18 protein-coding genes are annotated in these 25,691 nt (G+C 55.4%); 4 read left to right on the top strand and 14 right to left on the bottom strand.

The features are described from left to right. Positions 1-25: 25 nt before the first annotated feature. The 12 genes from recD to rppH all read right to left on the bottom strand — a co-directional run bounded on the left by recD (position 26) and on the right by rppH (position 18,295). Positions 26-1,843 carry an exodeoxyribonuclease V subunit alpha gene (gene recD, locus AOY24_RS14085; protein WP_044254207.1) on the bottom strand — a complete coding sequence of 606 codons (1,818 nt, stop codon included), beginning with the start codon at positions 1,841-1,843 and terminating at the stop codon, positions 26-28. Further along, positions 1,840-5,385, bottom strand: a complete 3,546-nt coding sequence (gene recB, locus AOY24_RS14080; protein ID WP_054176847.1) for an exodeoxyribonuclease V subunit beta — start codon at positions 5,383-5,385, stop codon at positions 1,840-1,842. Before recB ends, recD begins: the two co-directional genes overlap by 4 nt. Continuing rightward, positions 5,378-8,266, bottom strand: coding sequence for a pitrilysin (ptrA, locus tag AOY24_RS14075; RefSeq protein ID WP_054176846.1), 2,889 nt, complete (start codon positions 8,264-8,266; stop codon positions 5,378-5,380). The genes recB and ptrA overlap by 8 nt, the downstream gene beginning before the upstream one ends. 113 nt (positions 8,267-8,379) lie before the next feature. Further along, a complete protein-coding gene (gene recC, locus AOY24_RS14070) occupies positions 8,380-11,748 on the bottom strand; it encodes an exodeoxyribonuclease V subunit gamma (RefSeq protein WP_054176845.1) in 3,369 nt (1,122 codons plus the stop codon). Between the two features lie 15 nt (positions 11,749-11,763). After that, a complete protein-coding gene (locus AOY24_RS14065; RefSeq protein WP_054176844.1) occupies positions 11,764-12,084 on the bottom strand; it encodes a prepilin-type N-terminal cleavage/methylation domain-containing protein in 321 nt (106 codons plus the stop codon). Beyond that, complete coding sequence (locus tag AOY24_RS14060; protein WP_054176843.1) at positions 12,069-12,476, bottom strand: DUF2509 family protein; 408 nt, start codon at positions 12,474-12,476, stop codon at positions 12,069-12,071. The genes AOY24_RS14065 and AOY24_RS14060 overlap by 16 nt, the downstream gene beginning before the upstream one ends. Further along, complete coding sequence (locus AOY24_RS14055) at positions 12,473-13,036, bottom strand: prepilin peptidase-dependent protein (RefSeq protein WP_054176873.1); 564 nt, start codon at positions 13,034-13,036, stop codon at positions 12,473-12,475. Before AOY24_RS14055 ends, AOY24_RS14060 begins: the two co-directional genes overlap by 4 nt. Next, a complete protein-coding gene (locus tag AOY24_RS14050; RefSeq protein WP_054176842.1) occupies positions 13,027-13,497 on the bottom strand; it encodes a prepilin peptidase-dependent protein in 471 nt (156 codons plus the stop codon). The genes AOY24_RS14055 and AOY24_RS14050 overlap by 10 nt, the downstream gene beginning before the upstream one ends. A gap of 183 nt (positions 13,498-13,680) precedes the next feature. Beyond that, positions 13,681-14,475, bottom strand: a complete 795-nt coding sequence (gene thyA, locus AOY24_RS14045) for a thymidylate synthase (RefSeq protein WP_042999473.1) — start codon at positions 14,473-14,475, stop codon at positions 13,681-13,683. Between the two features lie 6 nt (positions 14,476-14,481). Further along, entirely contained in the window at positions 14,482-15,357 is an 876-nt protein-coding gene (gene lgt / locus AOY24_RS14040; protein ID WP_042322421.1) for a prolipoprotein diacylglyceryl transferase, read from the bottom strand. Between the two features lie 148 nt (positions 15,358-15,505). Next, positions 15,506-17,752: a phosphoenolpyruvate--protein phosphotransferase gene (gene ptsP / locus AOY24_RS14035; RefSeq protein ID WP_044254183.1), complete on the bottom strand. Its 2,247-nt coding sequence runs from the start codon at positions 17,750-17,752 to the stop codon at positions 15,506-15,508. A gap of 12 nt (positions 17,753-17,764) precedes the next feature. Beyond that, positions 17,765-18,295, bottom strand: a complete 531-nt coding sequence (gene rppH, locus AOY24_RS14030) for an RNA pyrophosphohydrolase (RefSeq protein WP_054176841.1) — start codon at positions 18,293-18,295, stop codon at positions 17,765-17,767. A 684-nt stretch (positions 18,296-18,979) separates the two neighbouring features. Here rppH and mutH point away from each other — a divergent pair. From mutH to AOY24_RS14010, 4 genes are all read left to right on the top strand, one after another. Continuing rightward, positions 18,980-19,675, top strand: a complete 696-nt coding sequence (gene mutH, locus AOY24_RS14025; protein ID WP_044254180.1) for a DNA mismatch repair endonuclease MutH — start codon at positions 18,980-18,982, stop codon at positions 19,673-19,675. Positions 19,676-19,738: 63 nt separating this feature from the next. Beyond that, positions 19,739-20,452 (top strand): TerC family protein, encoded by a 714-nt coding sequence (locus AOY24_RS14020; protein WP_042999468.1) that lies wholly within the window; start codon positions 19,739-19,741, stop codon positions 20,450-20,452. Positions 20,453-20,589: 137 nt separating this feature from the next. Further along, positions 20,590-20,808 carry a lipoprotein YgdR gene (gene ygdR / locus AOY24_RS14015; protein WP_000758655.1) on the top strand — a complete coding sequence of 73 codons (219 nt, stop codon included), beginning with the start codon at positions 20,590-20,592 and terminating at the stop codon, positions 20,806-20,808. Between the two features lie 107 nt (positions 20,809-20,915). After that, positions 20,916-21,956, top strand: a complete 1,041-nt coding sequence (locus AOY24_RS14010; RefSeq protein ID WP_042999467.1) for an NADP(H)-dependent aldo-keto reductase — start codon at positions 20,916-20,918, stop codon at positions 21,954-21,956. Positions 21,957-21,989: 33 nt separating this feature from the next. On the opposite strand, the gene lplT is transcribed toward AOY24_RS14010, so the two are convergent. Beyond that, positions 21,990-23,186, bottom strand: a complete 1,197-nt coding sequence (gene lplT, locus AOY24_RS14005) for a lysophospholipid transporter LplT (protein ID WP_044254177.1) — start codon at positions 23,184-23,186, stop codon at positions 21,990-21,992. Next, on the bottom strand, positions 23,179-25,338 hold the full coding sequence (gene aas, locus AOY24_RS14000; RefSeq protein WP_054176840.1) for a bifunctional acyl-ACP--phospholipid O-acyltransferase/long-chain-fatty-acid--ACP ligase: 2,160 nt from the start codon (positions 25,336-25,338) through the stop codon (positions 23,179-23,181). Before aas ends, lplT begins: the two co-directional genes overlap by 8 nt. Positions 25,339-25,691 lie beyond the last annotated feature (353 nt).

Here is a 25,691-nt window from a genome sequence, read left to right as displayed (position 1 = left end):
CGCAAACGGCTTATCCGGCAACCTCTCATTTAAACAACGTCGACAGCCCACTGCGTCGTTCGGTTCGGGTGGCAATCGCACTGCCAAGTATGCGTTCATCGGCATATAACGACAGGCGGCGACGTGCGCGGGTCACGGCGGTATACACCAGTTCCCGTGTCACCACCGGCGCGCGCTGCGTGGGTAACACCAGCGCGGCATGATCGAACTCCGAGCCCTGAGATTTGTGCACCGTCATTGCCCAGGTCGTTTCATGCTCCGGCAGGCGGCTGGGCTGCACAGACTTAATACTGCCATCCGGCATCGCAAACCAGACCCTTAATCCTTGCCCACGATCGAGCGCCACACCGATATCGCCGTTAAACAAGCCCAGCGCGCTGTCGTTACGGGCAATCATCACTGGCCGTCCTTCATACCAGCGGGAATGTGGCAGGCGATGAATTTTGCGCTTTTGCTGCATAGCCAGTTCGATACGTTCATTCAGTCCGCTCACGCCAAACGGCCCTTCGCGCAGCGCGCACAGCAGTTGGAACTCATTGAATGCCTGAATGATTAATGCAGGCTCCGCGCGCGCCTGAAGCAGTTGCAGATAGTGTCCATAACCTGCCAGTGCGTTTTCAAGCATGGCGGTGTAATCTTCACTGCTCTCCAGCGTCCGTTTATCGATATCGCTGAAGCCTTGCAGGAAAATGTCGTTTATCGCCGCCTTATCGCCACGGTTAATCGCCGCCGCCAGTTGCCCGATGCCGGAATCGCTGCCAAAACGGTAGCTCTTTTGCAGCAGACAGAGGCTGTCCCGTAGCGTGGCGGCGTCTTCTCCAGCACCTGCCGGAACGGGCATCCCCGTCAGGCGAGCCAGTTGCTGTGCCCGTTCAGGGGTATAGCCCGCATTCACCCAGGCACAGATATCCCCCAGCACCGCCCCCGCCTCGACCGAAGCAAGCTGATCGCGATCGCCAAGGAAAATGATACGCCCGTGCGACGGCAATGCGTCGATCAAGCGCGACATCATCGGCAGGTCGATCATTGACGCCTCATCCACCACCAGCACATCCAGATGTAGCGGGTTGCCCGCGTGATGGCGTAAACGCTGACTGCCGGGTTGCGCGCCCAGCAACCGGTGCAGAGTGCTGGCATCATCCGGGATGCGTTTCTTTTGTTCATCCGTCAGCGGCAACTGACGCAGCGCCTTGCCTAAGGACTCCGTCAAACGCGCCGCTGCTTTACCCGTCGGCGCCGCCAGGCGAATACGGCAACGCTCGCCTTCCGCCATCTGGATCAGCGCCGCCAACAGCCTGGCCACGGTGGTTGTTTTCCCCGTTCCCGGCCCGCCTGAAATCACCGAAATACGGCGGGTCAGCGCGACCGCCGCGGCGACTTTTTGCCAGTTGATTTCGTTTGTCGTCGGGAACAGCGCTTCCAGCGTTTGCGTCAGCAAGGTTTCATCCACCTCAATGGGTCGATTCACCTCGCTAAAGAAATGAGCAACGGTACGTTCGTTGCACCACATCCGGTTCAGATACAAACGGTCGCCATAAAGGACCATCGGCGATGGCCGCTCTCCATGACTGACGGCGTCGGAAGCGAGCAGGCATTCTTCCCAGTTCTCGGGTTCGCCAATGTCGCTAAGGCATGAAGAATAGAAAGGGGGATTATCTGCATTCAGCGCCAGTTGAGAAAGCGGTAAACAGACGTGCCCTTCTCCGGCATCCCGGCTGAGTAACGCCGCTGCCAGCGTCACGGCAGGTTCATGTTCGCCGGTCACCGCCAGCGCGAATTGCACATCCAGCGGGCGCAGTTGCTTCTGCCCGACGGCCTCAAGTAATCGCTTCTGTAGCGTCATGATGCCTCCTCCAGCGCCACCCCGGCAAACATCTCGTCCATCCGGGTAATCAACTCACCCGCCGGGCGTGTGGTGTAAATCCCCTGCTGCGGCTGTTTGCTGTCCACGCCGCGCAGGAACAGATAAATCACGCCGCCAAAATGGCGCTCGTAGTCGTAATCTGCGATGCGATGGCGCAGATACCGGTGCAGCGCGAGGGTATAGAGCTGATACTGCAAATCATAGCGATGCGCCTGCATGGCCGCCGCCATCGCCTCTGGGGTGTAAGCGGCGCTGTTTTCTCCCAGCCAGTTCGATTTGTAATCCAGCAGGTAATAGCGCCCGTTGTGACGAAATACCAGATCGATAAAGCCCTTCAGCATCCCGCGAACCTGGGTGAACTCCAGTGGCGGACAGCCCGCCGAGAGCGGGTCAAACTGGCGGATCAGCGCATCCAGGTTTTCCGCAATAAGCGGTTGGCTAATGGGCAGATAAAACTCCATCTCGACCTGTTTTTCACGCGCAGAAAGCTGGCTCAGACTGACGCCAGTCTCATTGAGTGGCGCATGGAGAATCGCCGTCACCCACGCGGTGATGACCGGTTCCCAGTCGGCATCGTAGCCACCAAGCTCCAGTTTTTCCTGCACCCAGGCAGCCTCAACCGGCTGGGTAAAATCGAGATCTTCAAACAGGCTGTGTAAAAATGTTCCTGGCGATGCGCCGCGTGGGAACTGGTGCGGCGTCAGTTCCGGCTCCTCAACCACTTCACCCACGCCTGTCGCATCGATATCCAGTCGCGGCATCAGATCCTGTGCGATGCCGTGACCACGCTGTTGCAGGCCGGAATAGCTGGTCACCCGCCAGTTGTCGCCCGGCGTTCGTTGTACCCGTCGGGCATTCAGAGACGCCTCGCTCGCAACGGTGCCAGGCAACGGCTCCATACTGACCGCGTCCGGGATACGACAGACGATGTTCTCATCGCAAACTGCGTCTATCGCCGAGCGTAGCCCGGCGGCATCCATCGGTTCGCCTTTTTGCAGCAGACGCCCCAGCGCGCTCTGATGCACATCGGTATCGCCCTTTTTATCGCCCCGACGACGAACCAGAGGTGCGACGCCCAGACTGCAGTGCCAGACTGAACGCGTCAGCGCCACGTACAGTAAACGCAAATCTTCCGCCAGCCTTTCGGCTTCCGCCAGCGCCACGCTTTCGTCCGCCTCGCTCAGATCCAGAACTGCTTCAAACGAGTTGCGGTCGTGATAAAACGCCTGATCCTGAACGCGGAAATTCGTGATAAACGGCAGCCAGACCAGCGGATACTCCAGCCCTTTTGACTTGTGGATGGTGACGATCTGCACCAGATGGCTGTCGCTTTCCAGACGCATTTGCTGGCTGGAAGCATTGCTGTCAGGCTCAAGAATATGCTGCGAGAGCCAGCGCACCAGCGCATGCTCGCTTTCCAGTTGCGAAGCGGCCTCTTGCAATAGCTCACTGATGTGCAAAATATCGGTCAGGCGACGCTCACCTCCCGCCGTTGCCAGCAGGTTCTCCGCAATCTGTCGCGCTGACATCAGCGCACGCAGCATCGGCATCACGCCACGTTTTTGCCAGATTTGACGGTAGCCGACAAACTCGTCAACTACCCGATCCCAGGCGTTTTCATTGCCATTGAGCATGTCAATGTCGCGCGCGTTCAACCCCATCATTGAGGCCGCCAGCGCGCTGCGTAGCGTATTTTCTTTTTCCGGTGCCATCACCGCCTGTAATAGCCAGAGCATCTCCTGCGCTTCCAGCGTTTCAAACACGCTGTCGCGGTTGGAAAGATAGACGGACGGAATCGCCAGTTGTGTCAGGGCATCGCGTACCAGCGCCGCTTCCTGGCGGCTACGCACCAGCACGCTGATATCCGCCGCGCTCACCGGACGCGCGTCGTGACCGCTGATAAGCATCGCCTCTCCGCACAACCCGGCCTTCAGCCAGTCGCGGATCTGCGCAGCGCACACCTGCGCCATATAGCTTTGATAATCGCCTATTCCGCAGCTTTCTCCTTCCATCAACCACATCGTCATTGCGGGCTGAGTTTCGCCGTAAAATTCAAAACGCAGCGACTGGTTTTTTTCAGCGTATTTCACCGGCTGGAACGGGATCTCGCGGAACATGAAGGCGTCATCCATCAGGCCGAACAGCCTGTTGACGCTGTTCACCATGCCTGGTGCGGAACGCCAGTTGGTGTCGAGGGTATAGTGCGCGCTGACCTCACTGCGGGCCTTCATATAGGTAAAAATATCCGCGCCGCGAAACGCATAAATCGCCTGCTTCGGGTCGCCAATCAGTAGCAGCGCGGTGTCTGGCTGATGCTGCCAGATGCGACGGAAAATACGGTATTGCTGCGGATCGGTATCCTGGAACTCATCGATCATTGCTACCGGGAAGCGGGTACGGATCGCCGCCGCCAGCGCATCGCCGCTTTCACTGCGCAGCGCGCTATCCAGTCGGCTGAGCATATCGTCAAACCCCAGTTCACCCCGGCGGCGTTTTTCTTTCGCCACCGTTTCACGGATCTCCGCCAGCGCGCGGGTGATCATCAGATCTCTGAGCGTCAGCGGTTCCGCCAGTAATTCATCAATCGCGACAAACAGCGGATGCTGCGGCACAACGCCGCCTTCTTTGGTTCTGTCCTCAAGGAAACGCTGAGAGAATTTCTCCAGTGCCTCTGGCAACTGGTAGCTTTGCGTTGCGGACTGCGCCCAGGCGCTGATCTTCTCAATCCATTTGCCCTGGTTGCCACGGTTAAATTTACGCCGGTCGATGCCTGAGGCTTCCATCAATCCCTCAAGTTCACCCACCACATCACACCATTGTTGCTTAAGCGCATTGATTCGCTGCACGATCTGCTGATGACGGGACGCCAGCGTTTCGTCATCCGGCGGTGGCGCTTTGATAACCGGCGCTTCCCCTTGCAGGTAACGGTTAATATCCGCCAGCAGCGCCTGTGGCCCTTTCCACGTTTCAAACACCACCTGGGCAATTTCACGCGGCAGGGGGTAACAGTGACGGCGCCAGAAGTCCGCACAGGCCTGATAGCGCAGCAGCGATTCATCCTCGATCAGCTGTTGTTCAAATAACATGCCGGATTCGAAGGCATTCAGGCTCAGCATGCGCTGACAAAAACCGTGGATGGTGAATACCGCCGCCTCATCCATCTGTCTTTCGGCGAGCAGCAGCCACTGCGCCGCCTGCTTTTTATCGTCGATTTCATCCAGCAGACGGGCATAAAGGGGGTTGTCAGTCGATTCGCGCAGGCAGGCGATACGCAGCTCATGAATATTACTGCGGATACGCCCGCGCAACTCTTCGGTGGCGGCCTCAGTAAAGGTTACCACCAGCAGTTCTTCAACGGTCAGGGGACGGGGAAAGGCGGAAGACCCGCCGAGCCCGAGGAGCAGGCGCAGATAGAGCGCCGCGATAGTAAAGGTTTTGCCGGTGCCCGCAGAGGCTTCAATCAGGCGCTCGCCCGTGAGGGGCAAGCGCAGGGGATCAAGGGACTCGGCGACATCATTCATTCTGTTCTCTCACCAGGGGCAAAGTTTGCTGCAACGCGCTGACGTTGTCCCACACTTTCCAGCCTTCCGGGTGCACATAGTGCGGCTTCCCGTTTTGACCGCCGGAAATCTGCGACAGTACCGCCATGCCTTGCGGCTCGACCACCGCCTGATGGAAGAAATCAGCAAGCTTTTGCGGCGTCAGCTGTTTTATCTGAGCCACAATTTTATCACGTGAATCGAAACGCATATTGCCGCGATCGAAATCTTTGCTTAATTTCGACGCTTCTTCACCCAGCGTTTGCGGTGCCTGCAACATCTGCGCGACGATCGCCTGTTTAATCTGGGCGAACTCTTCCGGTTTCATTGCCCGCAGTTTTGCTTCCGCCGTGGGGAAAAACGCCTTGTAGCGTTCCCAGAGATACGGCGGCTGTTTATCGCTGCTTTGCAGCAGGAAACCCATTCCCCACTGGCGTCCGACGCTCATCGGGAAGGCAAACACCGCATACCCTAACTGCTCTTCCGTTCGCAGTTGATTGTAGAACCACGGCTGGACAATCTGGCCCAGCATGGCGCTGTAGGCCGAGCTGGCATACTCGTCATAACCGGCAGGAACAAAGACTGCCGCCAGCGCGGAGTCGGTACTGCTGCCCGCTTTTTCAAAAATGACAGACTGCTTCTTATCCACCAGCACATCTTTGTTGCGACACCATTCGGAACCGTTCGCCCCCAGCTGTTTCTGGATATCCCGCGCCATCGTCGTGACCTGCGCTTCGCTCATGTTGCCAACCGCCAGAAACTCCGGACGAGCGCCCGTTTTCAATGCATCACGGTAGGCCATCACCTCTTTCAGGGTGATCGACGGCAGCAGTGCACGCCGTTCGTCACGGGAGAAATAAGGCACCTGAGAGATCATCTGCACCGGCATAATTGCCTGCTCGTAGGCTTTCCCCTTTTCGGCAGAATCCATCATCTGGCTATACCAGGATTTCGCCTGCTCAAGCTGCTCTTCAGTTGCGGTATAGCTGAAATAACCTGCAAGCAATGCCTGGAAAAGTTGCGGCAGACGCTGCGTATAGCCGTCAGCATTGAGCATTAAGCCATTGTTGGCGTTGGTTGAGAAACCGATGCCGCCCACCGCCGCCTGGTTACTTAACTGATCGAGCGCAATTCCCGCCAGATAATCGTTCAGCGCAAACATGACCTGGTTTCTGGCGCTGTCCATCGCCTGCGGATTACGCAGAATGACGCTCACGTCCGCTTTCGGTTCGCTGGCGAAATACTGGCTCGGGGTGTATACCACGCGCAAATTAGGCTCATCGACAATCAGCGCCGGACGGTCGTATTTCTTTTCCGGCTTGATCAGCGTGAAATCGTCAGGAATGTAAGGGTTCAGTTCCGGCAGAGACAGGGCTATCTCCTGCGCTTTCTTCTGCCAGTCGCTGAACGTCTGCTCGCTGATTTTATTGACCTGATAAGGAGCATCAACAAAGTAAGCGGTCTTGTTGTGCGGTTCTTTTGGGCTGATGTACCAGATTCGCGCATTTTGCGGCGTCATCATCTCCAGACGCGCCTGAATGGCTTTCGCATCGTATTGATCAGCAATGTTCACTGCGTCCAGAGTATGCGCCACCGGCACGCGGATCATGGTATCCGCCAGCCATTCGACGTAATCCATATCACGGGTGATCGACGGGTAACGGAAGTCCAGATCAAGCACATGCGACAGCTCGTCAAAGTAGCGTTTATCGACGCCCTTTTCGCGTAACAGATTGAGATAGCTGAAAATAGCCGCAGCCACTTCTTCGCGGTTCGCCAGCCCTTTGTCGGTCAGGGTAGCGGAAATGGCTAACACACCGCTGTTGCCGTTGACTACCGGATCGGAGTCCGCGCGAATACCTTCCACCAGCCCTTGTTTTTGCAGCCAGTCAGAAAGCGTACCCGGGCTACGGTTACCGATCAGATAGGTGATCAGTTCATCGGTTTTACTGCGAAACTGCGCGCTGTTGTTGTCGATTCGGAACTCAACGCGCAGCACTTTACGCGGCAGCGCAGGTACGTAATGGATGATAACGCCCTTCTGCGCATCAGTGACGACCGGAACGGTAATTTCCGGCTTTTCGATATTCTTGTTGGGCACTCGCCCAAAGGTCTCTGCAGCAATCTTTGCCAGTTCCGGCAACGGCTTATTGCTGTAGATAACCGCTTTCATCAGATTGGCGGAGTAATACTTGCTGTGAAAATCGCGCAACGCCTGTTGCACCGGATTACCCGGTTTGTCGCTTAAGGTTTCCAGGTTGCCGCCGGAAAAACGTGAACCGGGGTGAGCCGGGTTGATGGTTTCCGCGCTCACCTGCGCCATTCGCATCCCGTCACGGGTACGCGCCATCGTCAGCTCAGCGTTTACTGCATTGCGCTCACGCTCGGCATATTTTTTATCCAGTAACGGTTCAGCAATGGCATCGGCCAGGCGGTCAACGGCACCAGTAAGCGCGTCGTTTTCCACTTCCAGATAGAACGCCGTGCGGTACGGCGCAGTGCTGGCATTGTGGCTGCCGCCATGCAATTTGAGGTATTCCGCAAGGCTATCGGCCTGTGGGTACTTTTTCGATCCCATCAGACACATGTGTTCAAGATAATGTGCCAGCCCCTGATGCGCATCGGGATCTTCCAGAGACCCCACGGGCACCACCAGCGCAGAAAGCGATTTCACCGCCTGCGGGTCGGATACCAGTAATACCACCAAACCATTATCGAGACGGACGGCCTGATACTGGCGGGTATCTTTGTCGCTTTTACGGATGGTTTCCGCAATGGGCTGCCAACCGGTATCTGCCTGACTTAAAGGCGCCCAAAAGGCGACCAACAACAGTAACGCTTTGAACCAGGTGCTGCGGGGCATTCAAGAACCTCATCATTAACTTTCTTTCTGCGCAAAGACACATTGGATGCTTCTCTGAGCAGGGCAACGCATCATAAAGGAAGCATCAAAATTGCGCAATTTTTATACAACCATCACGACTGATTAAATCTGAAAAGCGGAAGCAGGTAACGTTGTGACTGCAAAATAATGGCCTCAAAGGTTTCAGAGTCCAGTTGTCGCCACAGGCGCTGATACCAGATATCCTCGCCTTCGCCACGCACGACCATGTTGCCTTCGTAAGCCTGCATAAACTTCACGCGGGCTTTTTGACGCGTATCATCGTCATCTAACATGGCATCATTTGCCGCGTCATAACAGGTTTTTATCCACGCGCCGCCGCTTTCCGGTAGCACCAGCAGCGGTGTGGACATCCCTTCGCAATATCCGTCAATCAATTGCGCCAGATACCCCAATGCCTGCTCTTGCTCCAGCGGTGGGAATCGCCACTCTCCGTCTTTTCGCAAAAACAGCCGGCTTTCACCTTTTCCTCCGCAGGCACAATAGACAAGGTGTTCGAGCCAAAGTTGCACGCCTTGTGAAATGCTGATTAACGAAGGCCGCCAGCGCAACAGACCATCTTCTTGCACCTGCGGCAGCCAGCCCGTCAACTGTACGCCATTGCAGTGCAGATCAACCTCCAGGCTTTGGCTCGGCTGACGACAAGCCACGATCCTGTCCGCCAGCGTCTGCATTTCCTGATGCTGAGCTTCCCAGAGGATATCGCCATAGGCCCCATACGGCAGATCCCCCGCCGCACGGAAGCGACGGAACAGACGTTCGGCATCATCCTGTTCAACCAGCGTATTCAGTAACTGCTGGTTGAGCTGATAACGGGTCAGCCCTTCCAGGGTAAACGGTTCGGAGTCCGGGATCTCACGCTCTTCGGAGCGGAAATTAACCTGCAGACGCTGCTGGAAAAACGCCCGCACCGGATGCGCCCAGAAGCGCTGCAGCGTTTCCAGACTCAGCGTCTCTGGCATATCAAAGGCTAACGGCTGCACAAAATCGCTATGGGCTTCTCCACGACGGCTTGCCGCCGGTAGCCATTCGCTGGCGTAGCTCTGCTGTTCACCGGGCAGGAAGTTTTGCGCATCGAACGGCATACGGGTATGCAGGCGGGCGATATGCGCTTTCACCCGTTTCTCGCTCTCATCGCTGGTTAACGCGTCGTCACCCGGCAGGTAGTGGCTTTGTCCGATGTAATCGAGCAGCTCCTGCACCAGCACGGAAGGAAACCGTTCGCTGTTATCCTGGATCGAGCGCCCGATATAGCTGATGTAAAGCGACTGCTGGGCAGAAATTAAGGCTTCAAGGAACAGATAACGATCATCATCACGACGACTGCGATCCCCACGCATTGGTTTCTGGCTCATGAGATCAAAACCGAGCGGCGCAAGCTGGCGCGGATAAACACCGTCGTTCATACCCAGCAGACAGACCACTTTGAAAGGAATGGAGCGCATCGGCATCAGCGTACAGATGTTTACCGGCCCGGCTAAAAAGCGCTGACTAATTCGCTCCTGATCCAACCGCTTCGCCAGTTCATCGCGCAACAGGGATAGCGGAACCGCATCACCATACTTAGCCTCTATACCTTCGGCGATGATCGCCTGCCACTGCTGCTCAATCAGCGTCATGGCCGCCTCGGTTTCAGCGTCAGGCAGGAAGAAATCGTTGAGCATCTCGCGACACACTGGCAGCCACTCTTCCAGTGGACGTTCCTGTGCCAGGCCACGACGCCAGAGATTAAGCTGCATCAGTAACGACGCCAGATGCCCTACCAGTTCGGCGATGAGTCCGCTGGACTCATCGTAAGGCAGAACGGACTGCCACTCGCCCTGCGCACTTTCCATGGCATAGCCCAGCAGCATGCGCGTCAGGCCAAACTGCCACGTATGCTGTCCCGTTGTCGGAAGTTCCAGTTCGCGCACGTTGTCGTCATCAATACCCCAGCGAATGCCCGATTCATTGACCCACAACCGCAAGTAACGCAATCCTTCTTCGCTGATATTGAAGCGTGCCGCCAGCACCGGGACATCCAGCAGCGCCAGCACGTCCTCAGAAACAAAACGGCTGTCAGGCAATGACAGCAGGCTGATGAAGGCCTGCAACACCGGGTGTGACTGACGCGCCCGACGATCGGAAATCGCATAAGGTAGATAACGCTCCGCAGGGGCGCTGCCAAAGACGGCCTGAATAAACGGGCTATAGCTGTCGATATCCGCCACCATCACGATGATGTCACGCGGGGTGAGCGTTGGGTCTGCCTCCAGCATTGCCAGAAGACGATCGTGGAGGACTTCGACTTCACGCTGGGGGCTATGACAGACATGGAAGGTGACGCTGGTGTCGTTTGGATCAAGGCGTCGCTTATTGTCACTGCGGGAATACTCTTCCAGACTCACGCCCGCCACTGCGCGGTTTTCCAGCTCAAGGATATCGGCCTGGATGTTATGCAGCAGGTTATCCGGCGTAATGTCGACAAACGCATCCAGCTCCTGGCTGTTTTCCAGTTCGGAGAGCAGATAAATATAGTCGCGCCCCAGTTTCCCCCACGAGGCCAACATCGGGTTACCGACATCCTGTTCGCCATCGCCGTTAAACAAACTTTCGGCATTCGCATTGTCACGAAACAGCGGTAAATGACGGTCTTCAAAACTGTGTCGCCGCTGACGTGCCAGCAGTTTTGCCAGATACGCCGGATCTTTAATATCGCCCCAGTAGTAGCGGCAGGGATTGGTGAAGAGCAGATGAATCTCGATATGTTTACCGAGCGCCTGCAGTGCCTGTAGGTATACCGGTGGCAGCGCGGAGATCCCGCAGATAAACACACGAGAAGGAAGTCCTGGCGGGCAGCGTTCAGCATTTTCGAGAGTCTGGATAAACCGTTGATAGAGATTGGCACGATGCCAACGCGGTTGTCCCAACGCATCGGTATATTCCACCAACGCTTTCCATAGCGGTGCCTGCCAGCTTTGCGCCTCTCCTAACCCGTCGACCATTCGCCCCGCTTCCCACTGGGTTAGCCATTCCGGTCGGTACACCAGATACTGATCGAAAAGATCCGCCGCGCGCGACGACAACTGAAACAACTTACGTTTATCCGTATCGTCCGTCAGATAGTGGCGTAGTAACGCGAAATCATCATGATCCAGCAGTTGCGGGAGCAGCGTCATCAACTTCCAGCTCATGCTTTGTTTGCTGAAAGCGCTCTCTTTGGGGATCTCCGGCAGTACGCGGACGAACATTTCCCAGATAAAACTTGCCGGGAGTGGGAATTCTATGTTGGCGGCGATACCAAATTTCTGCGAAAGGGTCATCTGTAGCCACTGCGCCATCCCGGTACTCTGTACCAGAATCATTTCCGGCTCAAAAGGATCGTCCAGCCGCTCGCGCTCGACGATGAACTCCATCAATGCTTCCAGCACATCCAGACGATTTGAGTGGTAGACCCTTAACATAGAGACTCCTGGCAACTAACGGTTTGGGCAGTGCAGGCGCGTCATTTTCCCCTGCCTGCCCTGAGGTGAAGATAGCGTAACGCTGATGCTGACACATCCCGCCTGCGTTGTCTGCATCCGGTTAACCTGCCAGTTAACAGGTGGCGAAAACGAACGCAGTTGCGTCTGCTGCCAGCCCTGACGCCAGAGTTGCAGGTACTGGCTCCTGATGAAAAAACCGTTCATTAGCGCGCGCTGGTATCCGGAAAGCGCCGTCACCACCATCACCATAAGAACCATTGCCAGTATCACCTCTGGCAGGCTAAATCCGCACTGGCGGCTCAGGGGAGCTGGCATAGCGCGACCTCCCGTAGCGGACAGAAATCGCTCCAGCCATGAAGAGAAAAGACGACGTTTTCCTCCTGTTGCTCGCCTTCTCGCCATAGGGAGGTTCCCTGATAGCTGGCAATAAGCAAAACGCGATTGTTGGCGAGTCTGCGCAGGCAGACGGGGACATTGGCCTCCCCGTAGTACCGACACGGTTTATACGAGCTTATCGACCATGGCTGCATCCTGCCCCACTCCATGGCTGACTGTACGACAGCCTGGCGTTGCAGAGCCTGACTTTCTATCGTCACCCGTGAAGCAAAACTGCTCTGCTGCTGGTTAACGCCCTGCAACAGTAAGCTGCCGAGGACCAACAGCAGCAGAACCAGCGCCAGAGAGGAGACGCCCCGTTCGTGGTTCATAAATTAAACCCGGTAACGCTGTAGCGTGCATCGACCACGGTTTGCGGATCCCTCCGGCTAATGCCGCGCAGATGTATGGTCAATTCGGGTGCAAAGCCCGCGATATCCTGAGGCACAACCTCAAATGCCGTAATGTGTACGACGTCAGGATCGGTCATTTTATCCCATCCTTTTCCACTGCACGTTTTCGCGCCGCGCTGCGTCTCCAGCACGTTATCATTCAGGCGAAACCCGGTTTGTTCAGCTTCCTTTACCGGCTCGCTTTCCCAGACGCCATTCGCGTTGGCGTCCCACTGAACGATGACACACTGTCCCGCGTTGGTAATGTTTACTCCATCACCACTACAGCTACCGTGGCAATATCCTGCACGTTGGAGGTGTTTCGCAATGGTGTACACCCGCTGCCACATGTAATCCTCCAGCGCGAGTCTGCGGGTCTGCTGCAAAATATCGCGCTGTAATGCCGGTAAAAAACGGGCGGCTCCCAGCAACAGTACGCTGCTGATCGCCATTGCAATCAGCACCTCAAGCAGAGAGAAACCGCGTTCACTCACCGACAGCCCTGGGTATCGTCGCGCTCGCACAAGCGGATGCGTCCCCACGGTGAAACCACTACCCGCCATTCGCCTGTCGAATTTTTCAGTCGGATATTCCCCGGCCACGCGGTATTGCGCTGACCATAAAACGTCAGTGAAGCTGTAATCCCGACGAGCTCGACATCGTGCCAGAGCGGCACAAAAACGAACGCCGAGCGCGGCGTACAGGTATTTCGTGAGGCTGTCGAACTGACAAGACACCATGACGCGTCCTCCCTGATGGCGGTAATGATGTGATCGCGGTTATGCCAGTTAGCATCTTCCCGTAGCTGCAGCAAGAAATCGCGCAACTGACAGGCGGTCAGCCAGAGATGTTGCTGTTGCTGCCACTGCTGCCAACCATAGAGTCCTGTTGCACTCAGGCTGATAATAATAAGCATCGCGACCAGCGTTTCGATGAGCGTATAGCCCTGCTGTGTATTCATGGCGGCAGTATGACGCGTCGGGAGGTTAACACGAGGCGAGAGTTCAGGTTTTTCGGCGCGTTACGAAAGAAATTTACTCTGTTACAGCAGGTTGCATCATTTCAGGAACCCGCGCCGAAAAACCAAAATTTGGGTAAAAAAAAACCGACGCGCAAAGGCGTCGGTTATGACAGGATAAAGCCGTCAGATAGCAACCGGCGCTTTTATCCCCGGATGCGGGTCGTAACCCTCGATTTCAAAATCTTCGAAGCGATAGTCGAAGAGGGAATCAGGTTTACGTTTAATCACCAGTTTCGGCAGTGCGCGCGGTTCGCGAGTCAGTTGCAGATGCGTCTGCTCCATGTGGTTGCTGTACAGATGCGTGTCACCACCGGTCCAGACGAAATCGCCGACCTCCAGATCGCACTGCTGCGCCATCATATGCACCAGCAACGCATAGCTGGCGATGTTAAACGGCAGGCCGAGGAACACATCGCAGGAGCGCTGATACAGCTGGCAAGAGAGTTTGCCATCCGCGACATAGAACTGGAAGAACGCGTGGCATGGTGCCAGCGCCATTTTGTCCAGTTCGCCGACGTTCCACGCCGAAACGATAATACGGCGCGAATCAGGATCATTTTTCAACTGGTTCAGTACCGTCGTGATCTGATCAATGTGGCGACCGTCCGGCGTTGGCCAGGCGCGCCACTGTTTGCCATACACCGGGCCCAGGTTGCCGTTTTCATCCGCCCATTCGTCCCAGATGGTGACGTTATTGTCGTGCAGATAGGCCACGTTGGTGTCACCTTGCAGAAACCACAGCAGCTCGTGGATGATGGAGCGCAAGTGGCAACGTTTTGTCGTCACCAGCGGGAATCCTTCCTGCAGGTTAAAACGCATCTGATGACCAAAAATGGAAAGCGTTCCGGTTCCGGTACGGTCGTTTTTCTGTGTGCCTTCATCCAGCACTTTTTGCATCAGTTCTAAATACTGTTTCATGGTTCCTCAGGAAACGTGTTGCTGTGGGCGACGGCGATAGGCCCAAACCATCATGATCACACCAGCGACAATCATCGGAATCGAGAGGATCTGTCCCATGCTGATGTACTGTACCCATTCACCGGTGAACTGCTGATCCGGCTGACGGAAGAATTCAACAATGATACGAAACGCGCCGTAACCAATCAAAAACAGCCCGGAGACTGACCCCATCGGACGCGGTTTACGAATAAACAGGTTAAGAATGATAAACAGCACTACGCCTTCCAGCGCCATCTCATAGAGCTGAGACGCATGGCGCGGTAAAGAGCCGTAGGTATCAAAAATAGATTGCCATTGCGGGTTGGTTTGCAGCAGCAGAATGTCTTCAGTGCGCGACCCGGGAAACAGCATGGCGTAAGAGAAATTCGGGTCGACACGGCCCCACAGTTCGCCATTGATAAAGTTGCCCAGACGCCCGGCCCCCAGCCCAAAGGGGATCAGCGGCGCAATAAAATCAGAGACCTGGAAGAAACTGCGCTTCGTGCGTTTGGCGAAGATAATCATCACCAGAATCACACCAATCAGCCCACCGTGGAAGGACATACCTCCGTCCCAGACGCGGAACAGGTACAGCGGATTATCCAGGAACAGCGGGAAGTTATAGAACAGCACATAGCCAATACGCCCCCCGAGGAAGACCCCGAGGAAGCCTGCATAAAGTAAGTTTTCGACTTCATTTTTGGTCCAGCCACTGCCCGGACGGTTGGCTCGGCGCGTCGCCAGCCACATCGCGAAAATAAAGCCGACCAGATACATTAAGCCGTACCAGTGAAGTGCGACGGGCCCAATTGAGAAAATGACCGGATCGAATTCCGGAAAATGCAGATAGCTACTGGTCATCTGTCACCACAAGTTCTTGTTATTTCGCTGAAAAAATTCAGCAAGCGATATGCACACCCACTACTTACAGGCGCTCCAAAGGAGCGAATGATAGCATACGAGGTTCTGTGAGGCTGTCGGGAAGATGTAAAAGATCTGTATAGCGCTTTTACAACCCCCCGCGAATCAGGCCGCCCATGCCGCGACGCTCCATAAACGCTGCCACCTGATGGCGCACTTCCGTTGCCAGTTGTGCCTCAAGGCTGCGTTGGGCAAGGATTTTTGCCTCTTCGTAATCAATGCGACGCAGCAGGTATTTTACGCGCGCCACAGAGCGACCGTTCATTGAAAGATGGCGGAAACCCAGTCCAATCAGGATGGTGACGCACATCGGATCGCCCGCCATTTCGCCACATACGCGCAGGTCGATATCGCTACGCTCAGCTTCCTGCGCAATCATCGACAGCGCGCGTAGCATTCCTGGATGCAAACTGTCATAAATGCTGGCAACGCGCGTATTGTTACGATCCACCGCCAGCACGTACTGGGTCAGATCGTTAGTCCCGACGGAGACAAAATCGATACGACTCGCCAGATTCGGCAGCATAAAGACCATCGACGGTACTTCCAGCATGATGCCGATACGCGGTTTCGGGATCGCGTACCCAATCATCTCTTCCACTTCGCGGCCCGCACGTTCAATCAGGCGGCGCGCTTCATCCACCTCATCGATACTGGTTACCATCGGCAGCAGAATACTCAGGTTGCCCGTCGCCGCATTGGCGCGCAGCATCGCCCGCACCTGGACAAGGAAGATTTCCGGCTGATCGAGCGTAATGCGAATGCCTCGCCAGCCCAGGCAGGGATTCTCCTCGCTGATTGGCATGTACGGCAGCTGTTTGTCCGCGCCAACGTCCAGCGTTCGTAACGTCACCGGCTTGTCATTAAACATCTGCAACATGCCCTGGTACTGCGCCACCTGCTCTTCTTCCGAAGGGAAACCGCTTTGCAGCATGAAGGGAATTTCGGTGCGATACAGGCCAATGCCGTCGATACGACTGCCCAGCTTTTCTTCATGTTCCGGGCTGAGTCCCGCATTCAGCATAACTTTGATCCGCTCACCGCTTTTCAGCTGTGCGGGTAAATTGACGTCATCTTCCGCCAGTCGGCTGAGCTCGTTCTCTTCGCTGATAAGCCGCTGATATTCCTGGATCAATACCGGTTCAGGATCGACCAGCAGCTCACCGCGGTAGCCATCCACCACCAGCGTACGCCGGTGCAGCACCGATGGCTGAATATCGGCGCCCATCACGGTGGGAATCCCCATGGCACGGACCATGATCGCGGCATGGGAGTTGGCCGCCCCGTCGCGGACAACAACGCCCGCCAGCCGGTCCTGCGGCAGTTCCGCCAGCGTGGTGGCCGAGAGTTCATCAGCCACCAGCACGAAGCGTTCTGGCCAGGCATTTGGCCCTTGTATGGAATCATCGAGATGGAACAGCAGGCGTTGGCCCAGCGCACGCAGGTCGCCTGCACGCTCTTTGAGATAGTTGTCGCTCAGCGCGGCAAACTGTTCGGCAAACTTTTCGATGATCGTTTTGACCGCCCATTCGGCCACAGACCCTTTATCCACTTCGGCAAACAGCTCGCGTCGCAGGCGGGCATCGGAAAGCAGGTGCGAATAGAGATCGAATATCGCGGCGGTCTCTTTCTGCGCCCCAGCGGCAAACCGCTTGCTGTAACGGCGAAACTCATTTGCCGCCTCTTCCAGCGCGCCGGTCAGGCGCTCACGCTCCAGAGCGGGATCCAGCGTCGAGGCCTGATACACCTGCTCCATCAGCGGTAGCGTCGCATCCTGCCAGCCTTCGGCAATCGCCACGCCCGGCGCCGCCGGTAGCGCACGAATTCGCGTCTGGCGATACTGGCCGAACAGGGCGGTAAGCTGAGATTGTGACAGAATCGCTGCCATCTGCGTGGCAAGTGTCACCAGGAAAGATTCTTCGCTTTCATCGTACTGGCGCAGTTCGCGCTGCTGTACAACGAGGACGCCCAGCAGTTGACGACGCTGAATGATCGGCACCCCGAGGAAGGCACGGAAGCGTTCTTCTTTTACCGAGGGGATGTATTTAAAACTGGGGTGTTTTTGCGCATCAGCGAGGTTGATAGGTTCCGCCAGCCTGCCAACCAGGCCGACGATACCTTCATCAAATGCGAGTGCGACAGTACGACCGCGCGGTTTTTTAAGCCCCCGCGTCGCCATGAGGTAATAACAACGCCGGTCATGATCGGCCAGATAAACCGAGCAGACCTCTGTATCCATCGCAAGACAGATGTCAGTAACCAGAATATTCAGCGCTTCATTAAGACGCGGAGCACTGGCCACCTTTTCGACTATTTCGCGCAGGCGGGTGAGCATAATTTGCGTGGCTTAACCTCTTTTACGTCGATAAGCAGGTGTATTTTGCAGTTTTGGCGTCGCTTCCTGAAGCGCCATCACAACACTTGCGAACTCTTTCATCACCCTGCGGTAGACATCGCGTTTAAATGAAACCACTTGCCGGACCGGATACCAGTAACTTACCCAACGCCAGCCGTCAAACTCAGGAGTGCTGCTGGTTTGCATATTGATTTCCGCGTCCCCGCTCATCAACTGCAAAAGAAACCACTTTTGTTTCTGGCCGATACACACCGGCTTTGTATCCCAACGCACCAAACGTTTCGGTAACTTGTAACGCAACCAGTTGCGAGTAGAGGCAAGGATTCGCACATCTTTACGGCTTAACCCTACTTCTTCAAACAGTTCCCGGTACATCGCCTGTTCTGCTGATTCTCCTGGATTTATCCCACCCTGTGGGAACTGCCAGGAGTGCTGACCAAACCGCCGGGCCCACATCACTTGCCCCTGACGATTACAAATTACGATACCTACATTTGGGCGGTAGCCATCGTCATCAATCACCGGACTACCTCAACATAAACCTTATATGAGAATGATTGTTTCACACTCCTGACAGACGGTAAACCACTGAGTTACGGCGGTGTGCATCTAATAACAATTGAATAACTCACAGTTAATGACAAAGTTATAAACAGACACTCACCCATTCGGGCGATTTTATTCACCTTTTCTGTGGATAGAGTTGTGAAGAAGTACGGAATTACTCCGGGAAAACCCGGAACAGTCTGAATAAACGGACAAGAGGGTGAAAAAAATATTTTCTTTTATTCATGGGGTTACTGGCTCGTTTTAGCGATAACCAGGCAAAAAGGTGATAGCCATCACACTGACGATCCTCAGACTGATGAAAGATCGAACAGCGCCGACTTTATCCACAGATTGTGCCAATAAGTTAAACACAAATTGTGTGAAAATTCGATTTTTGTCGCACGTCAAGGCTGTAAATGGAAACAGTAGTCGGGGTTTTTCACAGTTATCCCATCTTTCTGTGGATAACATGGTGTAAGATCCTGTTTAAATTCAGTGACCAGAAATGGAAAACCTATTCTTATGTTGCGCAACACGTGACGTCAGAAACTAAAAACCAATATAAATCATGACATTGAATATGACATGTGGAAAACGATAAACTTCTTTCTCACGGTATAAAATCCTTGTTCATTTTTTCACCTAAGGTGTAACGCCATGTCCGGACTCCATCCTTTACGCTTTCCACCGGAATCTGAAGCCCTTCTGCTCCAGCAAGCGCAGCAGCTTTCGGGCTATTCGCTGGGCGAACTGGCGGCGATGGCAGGTATTGTTGCGCCGAAAGATCTCAAGCGGGACAAAGGCTGGATCGGCGTATTACTGGAACTCTGGTTGGGGGCCAGCGCCGGAAGTAAGCCTGAACAGGATTTCGCCGCATTAGGCGTCGAATTGAAAACCATTCCTGTGGATAGCCTCGGCCGGCCGCTTGAAACCACCTTTGTCTGCGTTGCACCGCTGACCGGAAACAGCGGCGTGACGTGGGAAACCAGTCACGTACGACACAAACTGAAGCGGGTACTGTGGATCCCGGTAGAAGGCGAACGCAGCATTCCCCTCGCGCAGCGGCGGGTGGGATCGCCAGTACTGTGGAGCCCTGATGAAGAAGAAGACCGTCAGTTACGGCTCGACTGGGAAGAATTAATGGACATGATTGTGCTCGGTCAGGTTGAACGTATCACTGCCCGCCATGGCGAATTTTTACAACTACGACCGAAGGCGGCAAACGCCAAAGCGCTCACCGAGGCGATCGGCGCCCAGGGCGAGCCAATACTGACGTTGCCGCGTGGTTTTTACCTGAAAAAGAACTTCACGCGCGCCCTGCTGGAACGCCACTTTTTGTTACAACAGCGTTAGACTTTCGCCTTGTGTCCGGGAAGCATATAATTAGCGTTTCTTTTTTTGGCAGGACTTTGCTCAATGTTATTTGCATGGATAACCGATCCTAACGCCTGGCTTGCGCTCGGTACGCTGACGCTGCTGGAGATCGTGCTTGGGATCGATAATATTATTTTCCTCTCACTGGTGGTTGCAAAACTCCCGACTGCGCAACGCGCGCACGCCCGTCGTCTCGGTCTCGCAGCGGCGATGATCATGCGACTGGCGCTGCTGGCCTCCATCGCCTGGGTGACCCGGCTGACCAATCCGCTGTTCGAGGTGTTTGGCGAAGCCATTTCCGCCCGCGACCTGATCCTTCTGCTCGGCGGATTGTTCCTGATCTGGAAAGCGAGTAAGGAGATCCACGAATCCATTGAAGGTGAAGAAGAGGGGGTGAACATGCGCGTCAGCTCCTTTCTGGGGGCCATCGTGCAGATCATGCTGCTCGACATTATCTTCAGTCTGGACTCGGTGATCACGGCGGTTGGCTTGTCCGATCATCTGTTCATCATGATGGCGGCGGTGGTAATTGCCGTTGGCGTAATGATGTTTGCGGCGCGTCCTATAGGCGAGTTTGTCGACAGGCACCCGTCCGTGAAGATGCTGGCGCTGTCGTTTCTGATTCTGGTGGGCTTCACCCTGATCCTGGAAAGCTTCGACGTTCACGTGCCGAAGGGTTACATCTATTTCGCCATGTTCTTCTCGATTGCGGTTGAGAGCCTGAACTTGTTGCGAAACAAAAAGAACCCGCTGTAATTGTCCTTTTCGCTCCCTGCGGGGAGCGAACCTCTCCCCTTTTCTCCTCTCAGATTAAGATTTTCCTGCTTTTCCTGCCCACAACTTCAGGTTATTACTAGACTGTTATCAGACGCAGGCCACGTGAGGATAAATGGATGAAAAAATGGGCAGTGATAATTTCCGCAGTAGGACTGGCTTTTGCTGTTTCCGGTTGTAGCAGCGATTATGTCATGGCGACCAAAGATGGTCGGATGATCCTGACCGACGGGAAACCCGAGATTGATGACGATACCGGTCTGGTGAGCTACCACGACCAGCAGGGCAACGCCATGCAAATTAACCGCGACGACGTTTCTCAAATCATTGAACGTTGAAGATTGAGGTCAGCCGCGCTGCTGGCCTTAACAATTTTTCTTCCCTTTTTCCCTTCCCTCAGCCATTTTTATAATCCTTATGTCGTGATTATAAAAAGGAAACGGCTATGCAATATCACCGTATACCCCACAGCTCGCTTGAAGTCAGTACACTGGGGCTGGGCACAATGACGTTTGGTGAACAAAATAGCGAAGCCGACGCACATGCACAGCTCAACTATGCCGTCGCCAACGGCATTAACCTGATCGACGTGGCCGAAATGTACCCGGTCCCGCCACGCCCGGAAACCCAGGGGCTTACCGAAACTTACGTCGGAAACTGGCTGGCCAAATATGGCAATCGAGAAAAGCTGATTGTCGCCTCCAAAGTGAGCGGCCCGTCGCGCAATAATGACAACAGTATTCGCCCGAATCAGGCACTGGATCGTAAAAACATTCGTGAAGCGCTGCACGACAGCCTGAAACGTCTGCAAACCGATTATCTGGACCTTTACCAAGTTCACTGGCCGCAGCGCCCTACCAACTGTTTTGGCAAACTCGGCTATAGCTGGAGCGACGCCGCGCCGGTGGTGTCGCTACTGGATACGCTGGATGCGCTGGCCGAGTTCCAGCGGGCGGGCAAAATCCGCTACATTGGCGTCTCGAATGAAACGGCCTTTGGCGTGATGCGTTATCTGCATCTGGCGGATAAGCATGATCTGCCGCGCATTGTCACCATCCAGAACCCTTACAGCCTGGTCAACCGCAGCTTTGAAGTGGGGCTGGCGGAAGTGAGCCAGTATGAAGGCGTCGAACTGCTGGCCTATTCCTGCCTGGGATTTGGCACGCTGACCGGTAAATACCTGAATGGCGCGAAACCTGCCGGTGCGCGCAATACACTGTTTAGCCGCTTTACCCGCTACAGCGGCGAGCAGACGCAAAAAGCCGTGGCGGCGTATGTCGATATCGCCAGACGGCATAACCTTGATCCGGCGCAGATGGCGCTGGCATTCGTTCGTCGTCAACCGTTTGTTGCCAGTACACTGCTGGGCGCCACCACCATGGAACAGCTGAAAACCAACGTCGAGAGTCTGCATCTCGAATTAAGCGAAGAGGTGTTGGCAGAGATTGAAGCGGTGCATCAGGTTTACACCTATCCTGCACCGTAACAGAAGCGCGCCGGAGGAATTCCGGCGCGTTGATTATGCCTGGCGGCGCTGCCAGATCCACAGCGCCGCTATTGCCAGCGCAAACAGACCGCCAAAACCGATACCCACGGCGACAACCGGAATTCCTACCCACACCGCCAGCGAGTAGAGCCCCAGCATCAACAGCATCGCGCTGTTCTCACCGAGGTTCTGTACCGCGATCGCATTACCCGCCCCGACGCTCTTTTTACCGCGCTCCTGCAACAACGCATTCAGCGGCACGACAAAGAAACCGCCCAGCACACCGATCAGCATCAGTAGCGCATAGGCAGGCAACAGCGCGTGTTGCAGAGAAAAAATAAGCACCACGACGCCAATCAGGATCCCTGCTGGCATACAACGCACCACGGTATCCAGCGTGACCAGTCTGGCAGCAGCTCCGGCCCCGGCCACAATACCAATCGCGACCATCGCGTTCAGGTAGGTTGGCGTGGCGTTATCGGTAATGCCTAACGCCACCGGTACCCACAGGACCAGCAGAAAACGCAGCGTGACTCCCGCCCCCCAGAACAGACTGGTGCCCACCAGCGAGAAACGCGTTTCGCCGTTGCGCCACAGTGAAACGCAGGCGCAGAAGAAACTGCGAGTCATTTTCATCAGATGCCAGGACTGCCCAGGACGAGCGGCAGCCAGTTTGGGAATAGACAGGTTCGCCACTACCGCACCGGCGTAGGCCAGCGCACAGACAACCAGCGCGGCAATAACATGCCAGTCGGCCAGCACGCCGCCCGCCACCGAGCCAAGCAGGATCGCCGCAATCGTGGATGCTTCCATCAGGCCGTTCGCTTTCACCAGCTTATCGCCGGTCGTCAGTTCCCCCAGAATGCCGTATTTGGCCGGCGAGTAAGCCGCCGCGCCAATCCCCACCAGCGTATAGCCGATAAACGGATTGAAGCCAAAACAGATCGTTGCCGCCCCCAGCAGTTTCAGGCCGTTGGCGAACATCATCACCCGGCCTTTGGCAAAGCTGTCAGCGATCTGCCCCACAAACGGCGCAAACAGGATGTACGCGCCCACAAACACCATTTGCAGAATCGGCTGACTCCAGTCCGGATAGAACTGTTCCTTCAGCAGCGCCAGCGTGGCAAACAACAGGGCGTTATCGCCAAACGCAGAGAGAAACTGCGCCGCGATAACCGACATCATTCCTTTCGACCAGACAGAGGTATTGGTATGTACTGACTCAGGCATTTTGTTTTTCCGGATCATCAACCCAACTTTTCAGCATCACGAAATCCGGCTTACCGCTGCCGAGTAACGGGAGTTGCTTCAGGTAACGGATATCGCGCGGCACCGCCAGTTCTGGCACGCCGTGCGCACGGGCATACTGCTGTAATACATCACGCGTCAGCTCGCTATCGGTGGTAAAGAGCACCAGCGCTTCGCCTTTGCTGACATCGCTCTTGATCGCCGTCGCGTGCATTTTTTCCGGCGACACGCCGAGCGCCAGTTGCTCAACCATCTCCAGAGAGACCATTTCACCGGCAATTTTCGCAAAGCGTTTGGCGCGTCCCTGAATTTGCACGAATCCTTGCTCATCAAAGCGCACGATATCGCCGGTGTCATACCAGCCGCGCTCCAGTTCCCCGGCGGCGTTTTCCGCCACCGGCACCTCCAGTACGCCCGGTTTTTCCACGCGCAGATAACCGTTCATGATGTTTGGCCCTTTCAACTGCAAACGACCGCCCTCTTCAATACCCGGGATCGCCAGCAGACGCGCGTCCATGCCGGGCAGGATCCGCCCGACGGTACCAGGCTTCGCCGCCATCGGGACGTTAATCGAAACCACGGGCGCACACTCCGTTACGCCATAGCCTTCGAGAATCCGCAGACCAAACTTATCCTGCCAGAGCTGTTTTGTACTCTCCTGGAGTTTCTCCGCTCCCGCCACCACATAGCGCAGACGATAGAAATCATACGGATTGGCAAAACGCGCATAGTTGCCGAGGAACGTGGAGGTACCGAACAGCACCGTGCAGTTCCGGTCATAAACCAGTTCCGGCACAATGCGGTAATGCAGCGGGCTGGGATAGAGGAACACGTCAGCGCCGGTGAGCAGCGGCGTAAAAAGCCCTACCGTCAGACCGAACGAGTGAAACAGCGGCAGTGCCGACATAAAACGGTCATTGGCGGTGAAGTCAGCAATAGTTTTTATCTGCTCGACGTTAGCCAGCAGGCTTTTGTGGCTATGCACCACCCCCTTGGGATGACCTTCGGAACCCGAGGTAAAGAGGATCACCGCCGCCTCTTCCGGCTGCTGCTTGACCTGCGCCCGATGCGGCATCAGCAGGTGCGCAAAGATCCACAGTTTGTCCGCCGTGGTCACATCGGCTTTGAGATCTTCCAGATAGACCCAGCGAACCTGCGCCAGTTGCTCCGGCAGGTGCCAGAGTTTGCCTTTATCCAGGAACTGGCGGGAGGTAAAAATGGTTTTGATTTCCGCAGCGGTGATAGCGCTGGTCAGCCCTTTGACGCCCGCCGTGTAGTTCATCATTGCCGGGATACGACGGCGAGACACCGCGCCGAAAATCACCGCCGCGCTGATCGCAGCATTGGGCAGCATCAGGCCAATTTTTTCGCCTTCCGCGCTATATTTTTCCAGAATACGCCCGACAAAAAGCGTCTTAGTGAGCAACTGTCGGTAGCTGTCCGGCTTGAAGTTGATGTCTTCGATACAGTGCTTGCCCGCGCCATAACGGTACATCGCCGCCAACAGCGATTCATACAGCGTTTCGCGCGGACGCACCGCCATCCGTGCTTCCATCATTTTCTGATGCAGCATTTCACCGGCGATTTTACGGCGATCGCGCGCGCGCGGCGCATCGGGCATAGGCAGATGGGTTGGTGGTAAAACATGCAGGTGGATCCGCGGGAAGAAGCGGCGTTTCACCAGCCCTTTCAGGCGGCTGAAATGGGTGAGTTCTGCACCTTCAATCCGTACCGGTACCAGCGTCGCGCCAGATTTCGCGGCGACAAATCCGGCGCCGTCGTAGATTTTCATCAGCGAGCCGCTCACCGAAATGCGCCCCTCCGGGAAAATCACCACCGGGCGACCCTGCTCAATCAGTCGAACCAGATGTTTAATCGCCATCGGCTTCGTTGGGTCGAGCGGCACAAAATCGATCAGCGAGGTTAACCAGCGCATGTACCACTGTTGACTAATCGAGGTGTAAACCGCAAACACCGGACGTACCGGTAGAAATAGCGCCAGCAGAATGCCGTCGATAAACGAGACATGGTTGGGGGTGATTAAGACGCGTTCTCCCCGCAACGCCTGCATATCCCCCGTCATGCGTACCCGATAGAGCACGCGGCACAGGTTACGGAAAAAGCCAAATAACATTTCAACTCCCTTTGCGCACGATTCGGTAAAATAATGGTGGCAGATTACACGAACAAGGCAACAGGAGCGACAGTAAACTCGGGGCGAAAAAAAACCTGCGCATCCGCGCAGGTTGGTGCAAGAGACAGGGTACGAAGAGCGTACCGAATAATCTCACCAATCAATACCTCTGGGATCTTGATTGTGGTCTGTGCATGACCGCTTCGCCAGCGCGAAAACGCAAAGGAATGAAGGGAAATGCAACCAGTTGTGTAAATTCTCGCTTACTGTTACAGATTGCCGAAATAGTAAAAAAAAACCTGCGCGACTGCGCAGGTTGGTGTAATTCGTGTGCTCAACCCGAAAGTTGACTT

The sequence above is a fragment of the Citrobacter sp. CtB7.12 genome (genome assembly GCF_001297795.1).
GTDB lineage: Bacteria > Pseudomonadota > Gammaproteobacteria > Enterobacterales > Enterobacteriaceae > Citrobacter_A > Citrobacter_A amalonaticus.
Note: the sequence above shows the minus strand (reverse complement) of the source record. Positions and strands in the feature narration are given on the sequence as shown.

Excerpts from the sequence above, each read along its gene's own strand:
- recD (WP_044254207.1), bottom strand. The coding sequence starts at position 1,843 with ATGACGCTACAGAAGCGATTACTTGAGGCCGTCGGGCAGAAGCAACTG.
- recB (WP_054176847.1), bottom strand. The coding sequence starts at position 5,385 with ATGAATGATGTCGCCGAGTCCCTTGATCCCCTGCGCTTGCCCCTCACG.
- ptrA (WP_054176846.1), bottom strand. The coding sequence starts at position 8,266 with ATGCCCCGCAGCACCTGGTTCAAAGCGTTACTGTTGTTGGTCGCCTTT.
- recC (WP_054176845.1), bottom strand. The coding sequence starts at position 11,748 with ATGTTAAGGGTCTACCACTCAAATCGTCTGGATGTGCTGGAAGCATTG.
- AOY24_RS14065 (WP_054176844.1), bottom strand. The coding sequence starts at position 12,084 with ATGCCAGCTCCCCTGAGCCGCCAGTGCGGATTTAGCCTGCCAGAGGTG.
- AOY24_RS14060 (WP_054176843.1), bottom strand. The coding sequence starts at position 12,476 with ATGAACCACGAACGGGGCGTCTCCTCTCTGGCGCTGGTTCTGCTGCTG.
- AOY24_RS14050 (WP_054176842.1), bottom strand. The coding sequence starts at position 13,497 with ATGAATACACAGCAGGGCTATACGCTCATCGAAACGCTGGTCGCGATG.
- thyA (WP_042999473.1), bottom strand. The coding sequence starts at position 14,475 with ATGAAACAGTATTTAGAACTGATGCAAAAAGTGCTGGATGAAGGCACA.
- lgt (WP_042322421.1), bottom strand. The coding sequence starts at position 15,357 with ATGACCAGTAGCTATCTGCATTTTCCGGAATTCGATCCGGTCATTTTC.
- ptsP (WP_044254183.1), bottom strand. The coding sequence starts at position 17,752 with ATGCTCACCCGCCTGCGCGAAATAGTCGAAAAGGTGGCCAGTGCTCCG.
- mutH (WP_044254180.1), top strand. The coding sequence starts at position 18,980 with ATGTCCGGACTCCATCCTTTACGCTTTCCACCGGAATCTGAAGCCCTT.
- AOY24_RS14020 (WP_042999468.1), top strand. The coding sequence starts at position 19,739 with ATGTTATTTGCATGGATAACCGATCCTAACGCCTGGCTTGCGCTCGGT.
- ygdR (WP_000758655.1), top strand. The coding sequence starts at position 20,590 with ATGAAAAAATGGGCAGTGATAATTTCCGCAGTAGGACTGGCTTTTGCT.
- AOY24_RS14010 (WP_042999467.1), top strand. The coding sequence starts at position 20,916 with ATGCAATATCACCGTATACCCCACAGCTCGCTTGAAGTCAGTACACTG.
- lplT (WP_044254177.1), bottom strand. The coding sequence starts at position 23,186 with ATGCCTGAGTCAGTACATACCAATACCTCTGTCTGGTCGAAAGGAATG.
- aas (WP_054176840.1), bottom strand. The coding sequence starts at position 25,338 with ATGTTATTTGGCTTTTTCCGTAACCTGTGCCGCGTGCTCTATCGGGTA.